The organism is Campylobacter sp. S4:11 (assembly GCF_024723695.1).
In the GTDB taxonomy this organism is placed as follows: Bacteria; Campylobacterota; Campylobacteria; order Campylobacterales; family Campylobacteraceae; genus Campylobacter_D; species Campylobacter_D jejuni_C.
On the sequence record NZ_JANQDC010000124.1, the window covers coordinates 1 to 274 of the forward strand.

A 274-nucleotide genomic window follows, 5' to 3' on the forward strand; every position below is an offset into this window, starting at 1 on the left:
CTACAAGCAGGGGAGAATGTAGGTGAAACTGATGTAGTTATAGAAGTAGTGCCCGATACTAAGGCTAATATATTATTATATGCTGATAATTATGGTATTAAAAGTGCAGGGGATATTAGAGCAGGTATTAGTATGGGATTTAATTCTATACTTAATATGGGGGATTATTATAATTTTTACTTACAATCAAGCAATGAAAATCAAATTAACTATGGAGCAAGCTATACCTTCTTTTTAGGAAATTTAAAAATTACTCCAAGCATATCTCAAGGTT

At 31.0% G+C, this 274-nt stretch carries 1 protein-coding gene; it reads left to right on the top strand.

The window, feature by feature from the left end:
• Positions 1-274 (top strand): ShlB/FhaC/HecB family hemolysin secretion/activation protein (locus CAMP5053_RS08515; RefSeq protein ID WP_337217661.1); only part of this gene is annotated, 274 nt, incomplete at both ends.